The organism is Polaromonas sp. (assembly GCF_039930745.1).
Classification (GTDB): domain Bacteria; phylum Pseudomonadota; class Gammaproteobacteria; order Burkholderiales; family Burkholderiaceae_C; genus Polaromonas.
This window is the reverse complement of record NZ_JBDTTH010000138.1, coordinates 1-7053: the sequence shown is the minus strand read 5'-3', so window position 1 is coordinate 7053 and position 7053 is coordinate 1. Positions and strand designations below refer to the sequence as shown.

Genomic DNA, 7053 nt, shown 5'->3' with positions numbered 1-7053 from the left:
ACCTGCGCTGGCAGGACCGCGCGGCCAACCAGAAATTCTTTGCCGGCGAACACGCTACCTTCAGCAAGGAAGCCGCCGAGTTGCTGCTGGAAGCCGGTGTGATCAAGTCGCTCCCCGACATGAGCAAACTGGCAGACACGCGTTTCCTGAAATAACAAACCTGTCATTGCGGGTAGAGCCTGTCCCGGACTTGATCCGGGAACCCGCAATCCATGCCTGAGCGCTGAATTGCTGGCGCTCGGGTCATGGATCCCGGATCGAGTCCGGGATGACGAGCCTACACCTGTAAACCCATGCGACCTCTCCAACCCGTTGCTCCCGCCGCACGCATTGCGCTGGGTATTTCATTCTTCGTGCTGTTCTTCGCAGTGTGGGCCTTTGCCACCTTCGGCGGCTATGTGTCCAAGACCTTCCTGGCCGACCCCGTCACCATGGTGCGCTCGGGTTACGACCTGCTGGCCAACCAGGGCTTTATCAAAGACATCGGCATGACGGTGTGGAGGGTGTTGGGTGGGTTTCTCATCGCCGCCGTGCTGGCCGTACCGCTGGGTGTGCTGATGGGCGCCTACAAACCCATCGAAGCGTTTTTCGAACCCTTCGTGAGTTTTGCGCGCTACCTACCGGCCTCGGCCTTCATCCCGCTGCTGATCCTCTGGGCCGGCATCGGCGAAGCGCAAAAACTGGCCGTCATTTTTATCGGCTCGTTCTTCCAGTTGGTGTTGATGTTCGCGGTCAGCGTGGGCAACACCCGGCGCGACCTGGTCGAAGCCGCGTACACATTGGGGGCGGGCGACCGCGGCATCGTCACCCGTGTGCTGCTGCCGAGCAGCGCGCCGGAGATTGCCGAGACCCTGCGCATGGTGCTGGGTTGGGCCTGGACTTATGTGATCGTCGCCGAACTGATAGGCGCGTCCAGCGGCATCGGCCACATGATCACCGACAGCCAGGCACTGCTGGCCACCGACCAGATCATCTTCGGCATCATCGTGATCGGCGTGATTGGTCTTGTGACCGACTTTGCGTTCAAGGCGTTGAACCGCAAGCTGTTCCCGTGGGCGAGATTGTGAGCCCCCACGCTTGCCACTTCGTGTGCTGCGCTGCCCCCCGAGGGGGCGCTGCGCCTGCGGCCCGGCAAAGCCGGTTCCGCGGCCCCTGCTTGAAAAGACAGTTTCGAGGCTCGTCCCACTGCGTTGCTTATCCATGACCATTCTTCAAATCTCCCAGGTCTCCAAGACCTTTGCCGGCGCCAACGGCGGCACGGTCGCGCTGCAGGCTACCGACCTCAGCGTGGCAGAGAACGACTTCATCACCATCCTCGGCCCTTCGGGCTGCGGCAAAAGCACGCTGCTGCGCATGGTGGCCGGGCTGGACACGCCAAGCACCGGCAGCATCACACTGGACGGCCGGCCTGTCACCGGCCCCGGGGCCGACCGCGGCATGGTGTTTCAGAGCTACACGCTGTTTCCCTGGCTCAGTATTCTTGAGAACGTCTGTTTTGGCTTGCGCGAAAAAGGCCTGCCGCTGGACGAGCAGCATGCGATCGCCCACCCTTTCATCCAGAAAGTGGGTCTCACCGGTTTTGAAAACCATTTCCCGAAGCAACTCTCGGGCGGCATGCAGCAGCGCACGGCGCTGGCCCGCGCGCTGGCCAACAACCCGCGCATGCTGCTGATGGACGAGCCCTTTGGCGCGCTGGACCACCAGACTCGCGAGCTCATGCAGGAACTGTTGCAGGGCATCTGGGAAGCGGAGCGCAAAACCGTGCTGTTTGTCACGCATGACATCGACGAGGCCATCTTCATGGGCAACCGCGTGGTGGTGATGAGCGCGCGCCCGGGCCGCATCAAGTGCGACCTGAAGGTAGAGATTGCCCACCCGCGCCACTACTCGGTCAAAACCACGCCGGCTTTCGTGGAGCTGAAGGCACGGCTGACCGAAGAGATCCGTATCGAAGTGCAGCGCGCCGCCGGCTTCGCCAGCGCAGCTGCATAAGTAATTTTCGTAACTACTCAGCTCATCTGGGCTGGAGTTACTCCCTCTCCCAGAGGGCGAGGGGGCAAGAAAAGCGTGCCGTATGCAGTGCGCTGAGTAGTTACTAATTTTCAATAAAATAAGGCGCCAACCATTTAAGGACGGGCACAAGCAGCTATTTTTTCAATAGCAGAAGTAAAAGCGCAACACAGCGGACAGGAGCGGAAGTCCTTCGCACAGTCCTTCACTTTTGGAGCAGGTCTTCGACAGGCTCTGCCGGAACAGTTGCCTGGCTGCCTGGTATTCCGCCACCGGTAAACCAGACCCCGCTTCATGAACAAGCAGCGCCGTCAAGCGCGAAGCCACCTTGTTCCGAAATGCAAACGGCCCGTGCACCGCACACGCGTCCGTTACGCGTTGTTAAGCTTCCCTGCTTGACATCAGCAACATGCTAATGGCAGGCTGTGACGGAAGCTGCTACACCAGCCCTTGCCTTGTCAGACAAACACCCAAACACACTTTTTCCCATGAATCAGTTCACTCACCGGAACGGCAAGCACCTGCAGATCAACGGGGCCAGCATCTATGCCGAGACGCTGGGCGAGGCATCGAAGCCTGCCCTGTTGATGCTGCATGGAGGCATGCTGGACATCGAAAACTTCAACGCCATCACTGCGCCGCTGGCAGAAAAATACTTTCTGGTCGGCATGGACAGCCGGGGCCAGGGCGCTTCGTCGCTGGGCGATAAGGGGCTGAGTTATGCGCTGCTGCAGTCTGATGCCCAAGCGGTGGCAGCACACTTCGGGCTGCAGCGCTACGGCGTGATCGGGTTCAGCGACGGCGGCATCGTGGGGCTGCGCATGGCGTCCGCTGCCGATTCGCGCGTCGACAAGCTGGTAGCCATCGGTGCGCACGCACACCCGGCCCCGGGCGACAAATCATTCGATATCTATCGCCAGATCACCGCGCAGTCCTGGCGTCAGAAATTCCCCGAAATGGTCGATGACTACGAAGCGCTCAGCCCCGACAGGGATTTCGACGCGCTGGTGCCGGCGGTGATGAAGATGTGGCTGGACGAAGGCCCAGACGGTTACCCGGGCGACAGCTGCGTGCGCATTCGCTGTCCGCTGCTACTGGTGCGCGGCGACGACGACCACCTGGTCTCGCGCGCCAGCGTCAACGCACTGCTGGCCCAGCTTCCCAAGGCCCGGTACCTGAGTATTCCCTTTGCCGGCCACGAGGCGCACAAGGACCAGACCACGATGCTGACATTGGCGCTGGAACGGTTCCTGGCCGAATCACCGAGACCTTGACATGCCATTGGCGGCGCAAGAGCCCCGCAAGATGCCCTGCCCGACTGTGTAAGCTGCGGGATTCTTTTATTGAAAATGGGCGTACCCATTAATCAAAGGACTTGTATTGCTATCCATTCAATAGCAATCAGAAAAATGTTGGCTCAGTACAGCGTGGCTCGCTGGCGCGCCGGCAGCTCGCGGTCATAAGCCTCGCCATTCACGGATGCATCGGTCAGCGCCTGAAGAATGGTGCCGGGGCTGGGTACCTTGGTGCGTGCATCCGGTGCCGGTGCCAGCCACAGGCCCGAACGCTGGATGGCCCGTGCACACTGGAAAAACACCGACTCCACCTTCACGACGATCACACATTTGGGCAACTGGCCCTGCACGGTAAAACGCTCCAGAAGCTCAGGCGCGGTCGTGATGCTGGCCCTGCCGTTGACACGCAGCGTTTCGCCCACGCCGGGGATCAGGAACAGCAGGGCCATCCGGGGGTCGGCAAGAAGGTTGCGCAGGCTGTCCACGCGGTTGTTGCCCCGGCGCTCGGGCAGCAGCAGCGTGGTGTCGTCCTCGACCTGCACAAAACCCGGTGCATCGCCACGCGGCGAAGCGTCCAGCCCATCCGGCCCCGCCGTGGCCAGCACGGCAAACGGCGATGCTTCGATCAACGCGCGATAGTGGGGGTGAACGAAAGGCACTTCTTTCCTGCTGGAGGCCTCGCCCACCTCTCCAAAAATTGCCGCGAGCTGATCCAGTGTGGTGATGGCGTGGGGATTTGCAGTGATGTTCATGGCGATGCTTGCGGAAGATGTTCCGAAATTATCCGCGAAGGATGCGGCCAACATGCAAACGCGTCGCGGCACGCGTGTAGGAGAGCACCGGTGCGCCCTGCAAGTTCAGGCGACAGTGCCGGCACGCCATGGCTGACAGGGAAATGCGAGTGCACCTACCCAGTGGCCCCGCAAACAGTCCCACGATGAAGCCATCGATATGCAAGGGACTTCTTTCATCATGTCAACCACCTATCAACGCTACCTTGACACCCTGCCCCTGGGTTCACGCAAGCCTGCCGCCGAAAAAGAAGAGGTGCTGCTGCCCGTGCCGCTGCTGGCCCAGCTGGCGCGCCCCATCACAAGCCTGGACGATGTGGACTCGCTCATGCTTGAGCTCCACGAGGCCCGGGCCCGCGGCTGTTTCTGACGCATCGCTTACAGCAGGGTCTCCTGCAGCGCCTGAAGCACAGTGGGCTGCACTCTCCATGCACGGCCAGACATTTTCCGTTAAGGTCACTGGCATTGCTTATTCGCGCCTGAAAGCTTTTTTCATGAAATTCAAGGACTACTACACGGTCATGGGTGTGGCACGCACCGCGACGCCGAACGACATCAAGCACGCCTACCGCAGGCTTGCGCGAAAATACCACCCCGACGTCAGCGATGAAAAAAATGCCGAGGCATTCTTCAAGGAAATTGCGCAGGCCTATGACGTGCTCCGCGCACCAGACCGGCGTGCTGCCTACGACAGGCACGGAACCGTAGCAGCGGCCGCTCAAGGCTACCGCCCGGTGTATGAATGGCGCACCCATGGGCAACGCCATGAACCGGGCGACATTCTTAACCTGTGGGCCGCGCCATGGGTGGCTGCCTGGGAGCTGGCCTGGGCGGCCATGCGCGTCACCGTGCCAACACCGCGCTGAACAGCATGCGCCGGTCCATCCGCGAGGGCCGGCGCAAATACCCCTATTCGTCGTTGGGATTCCATGAGGCGCTGCAGCCGCGCTTTGTTCCTTGACAAGACAATTCCGCCACCATGAACGATCTCTCCACCTTCCCTATCACCCAGAAATGGCCCGCGCAACATCCTGAGCGCATCCAGCTTTATTCGCTGCCGACGCCTAACGGCGTCAAGGTGTCCATCATGCTGGAAGAGACCGGCCTGCCCTATGAGCCGCACCTGGTTGACTTCGCCACCAACGACCAGATGTCGCCGGCGTTTCTTTCGCTCAACCCCAACAACAAGATCCCGGCCATCCTTGACCCGAACGGCCCAGGCGGCAAACCGCTGGCCTTGTTCGAGTCCGGCGCCATCCTGATCTACCTGGCCGAGAAAACCGGGCAGTTCATGCCGGCAGACCCCGCCGCTCGCTACGAAACCATCCAGTGGCTGATGTTCCAGATGGGCGGCATCGGCCCCATGTTCGGCCAGCTCGGCTTCTTCCACAAGTTCGCAGGCAAGGAGTACGAAGACAAACGCCCGCGCGACCGCTACGTTGCGGAATCAAAACGCCTGCTCGGCGTGCTGGACCAGCGGCTTGAAGGCCGCCGCTGGATCATGGGCGACAGCTACACCATCGCCGACATTGCCACCTTCGGCTGGGTGCGCAATCTGAACGGGTTTTATGAGGCGGGCGAGCTGGTCGGTTTCGACAGCTTTGCCAACGTGAAACGCGTGGTGGAAGCGTTCGTCGCACGTCCGGCCGTGGCCAAAGGCCTGGCCATTCCCGCGCGCAGCTGATCAGCCGGGCGCGAAATTCGCCGGCCTGCAAGCTTGCCGCAAGGCCGGCGTTTGCGTTTTGGCTTGTACTACACGGGCGGTGCAGCGGCGCCGTCCGTCGCGGGATGTGTGGAGGCGTAGCGCTCAAGCAGCAGGTACAACAGCAGACCGCCGGCCAGTGGCACCAGGTAATACAGGCTCCGGTAGGCCAGCACCGCGCCCATCAGCACGCCCTGGCGGATGCTGCCGCTCAGCAGCACGAGGTAAACAGCCTCAAGCACGCCCAGCCCACCGGGAATCGGAATCAGCACCCCGACCACCGACGCGGCCATCAGCACGCCAAGGGCCGTGCCATACGACACCTGCTGGTTGAGCAGCAGATACATCGCGGCGCCCATCAGCGCCCAGTTCGTTGCCGATACGGCAAGCTGCACCAATGCAATTTTTGCAGGCGGCAGACGCAGACTTTTGCCGCGTATGCGCCACTCGCTCCCACTTGTCAGGGCGCAGGCCACCACATAGCCGATCGCCAGCAGAACCATCAAGCCGCCCAAGGCGCGCAAGGTCCCGCTGGCCATATGCGCCTGGGCGGGCGCCTCGATCACGCCGGCGGCAAACAGGCTGCCGGCCAGCAGCCCATAACCGAGCCAGTTGGTGGCCAGGCTGATGCCGATCACCTGCGCGATAGTCACTTCGTCCAAGCCGGCACGGGCATACAGGCGCGCGCGCAAGGCCATACCGCCCACCAGCGAGCCCAGGTTCAGGTTGAAGGCATAACTGGCAACGGCGATAGCCCAGGTGCACCAGCGTGACAGCCGGTGCCGCGTGTGGTGCCGGCCGATCAGGTCATAACAGCCGTAGAGCATGTGGCTGGCCGTCGCGATGCCCAGCACTGCCAGCAGCCGCAGCGGGGAATATTGCCTCAGCGCCTGCCACGCACCGGCCCAGTCGACTTTGTGCGCATGCGAGATCAGCAGGCAAAGAACCAGGACACCAAAGGCCGGCATCAGCCAGCGCCGCAGGCGCGGCCAGAGGCGCGATGCGGCTGCTGTGGGAAATTTATCGAGAGAAGGCACTGCGTCACTCGCCATGGTGGTTTATTTTTGCGGTGCGTCCGGCCGCTTGCCAAGCGCTGACGGCGCTTGTTGCTGTAGGCGCAAACTCACGTTGCAGCCATCGCCCGGGCCGCACTGCGGGCAGGCTGTCGAAGATCAAGCAAGGGACAGGGCCCACGGGTTTATTCCATTTCTACATCATTCGTGAACGCGAAGGCGAAGCGACGACAGTACAGACG

Annotated in this window: 8 protein-coding genes and 1 pseudogene; 7 read left to right on the top strand and 2 right to left on the bottom strand. The window is 61.8% G+C overall.

Annotated elements, in window-relative coordinates:
* The 4 genes and pseudogenes from ABI660_RS22295 to ABI660_RS22280 all read left to right on the top strand — a co-directional run.
* Nucleotides 1–155, top strand: a pseudogene (locus ABI660_RS22295) (ABC transporter permease); the annotation flags it as partial.
* 138 nt (nucleotides 156–293) lie between these two features.
* Entirely contained in the window at nucleotides 294–1067 is a 774-nt protein-coding gene (locus ABI660_RS22290; protein ID WP_348072263.1) for an ABC transporter permease, read from the top strand.
* A 133-nt stretch (nucleotides 1068–1200) separates the two neighbouring features.
* Entirely contained in the window at nucleotides 1201–1992 is a 792-nt protein-coding gene (locus ABI660_RS22285; RefSeq protein ID WP_348072261.1) for an ABC transporter ATP-binding protein, read from the top strand.
* A 506-nt stretch (nucleotides 1993–2498) separates the two neighbouring features.
* Complete coding sequence (locus ABI660_RS22280) at nucleotides 2499–3284, top strand: alpha/beta hydrolase (protein WP_348072259.1); 786 nt, start codon at nucleotides 2499–2501, stop codon at nucleotides 3282–3284.
* Between the two features lie 143 nt (nucleotides 3285–3427).
* On the opposite strand, the gene ABI660_RS22275 is transcribed toward ABI660_RS22280, so the two are convergent.
* Nucleotides 3428–4057, bottom strand: a complete 630-nt coding sequence (locus ABI660_RS22275) for a pyridoxamine 5'-phosphate oxidase family protein (RefSeq protein ID WP_348072257.1) — start codon at nucleotides 4055–4057, stop codon at nucleotides 3428–3430.
* A 220-nt stretch (nucleotides 4058–4277) separates the two neighbouring features.
* Here ABI660_RS22275 and ABI660_RS22270 point away from each other — a divergent pair, with 220 nt between their 5' ends.
* From ABI660_RS22270 to ABI660_RS22260, 3 genes are all read left to right on the top strand, one after another.
* On the top strand, nucleotides 4278–4466 hold the full coding sequence (locus ABI660_RS22270; protein ID WP_348072255.1) for a hypothetical protein: 189 nt from the start codon (nucleotides 4278–4280) through the stop codon (nucleotides 4464–4466).
* Between the two features lie 124 nt (nucleotides 4467–4590).
* Nucleotides 4591–4962, top strand: a complete 372-nt coding sequence (locus ABI660_RS22265; protein WP_348072253.1) for a DnaJ domain-containing protein — start codon at nucleotides 4591–4593, stop codon at nucleotides 4960–4962.
* A 113-nt stretch (nucleotides 4963–5075) separates the two neighbouring features.
* A complete protein-coding gene (locus tag ABI660_RS22260; RefSeq protein ID WP_348072251.1) occupies nucleotides 5076–5780 on the top strand; it encodes a glutathione S-transferase N-terminal domain-containing protein in 705 nt (234 codons plus the stop codon).
* A 68-nt stretch (nucleotides 5781–5848) separates the two neighbouring features.
* On the opposite strand, the gene ABI660_RS22255 is transcribed toward ABI660_RS22260, so the two are convergent.
* Complete coding sequence (locus tag ABI660_RS22255; RefSeq protein ID WP_348072249.1) at nucleotides 5849–6850, bottom strand: lysylphosphatidylglycerol synthase domain-containing protein; 1002 nt, start codon at nucleotides 6848–6850, stop codon at nucleotides 5849–5851.
* Between the last annotated feature and the right edge of the window lie 203 nt (nucleotides 6851–7053).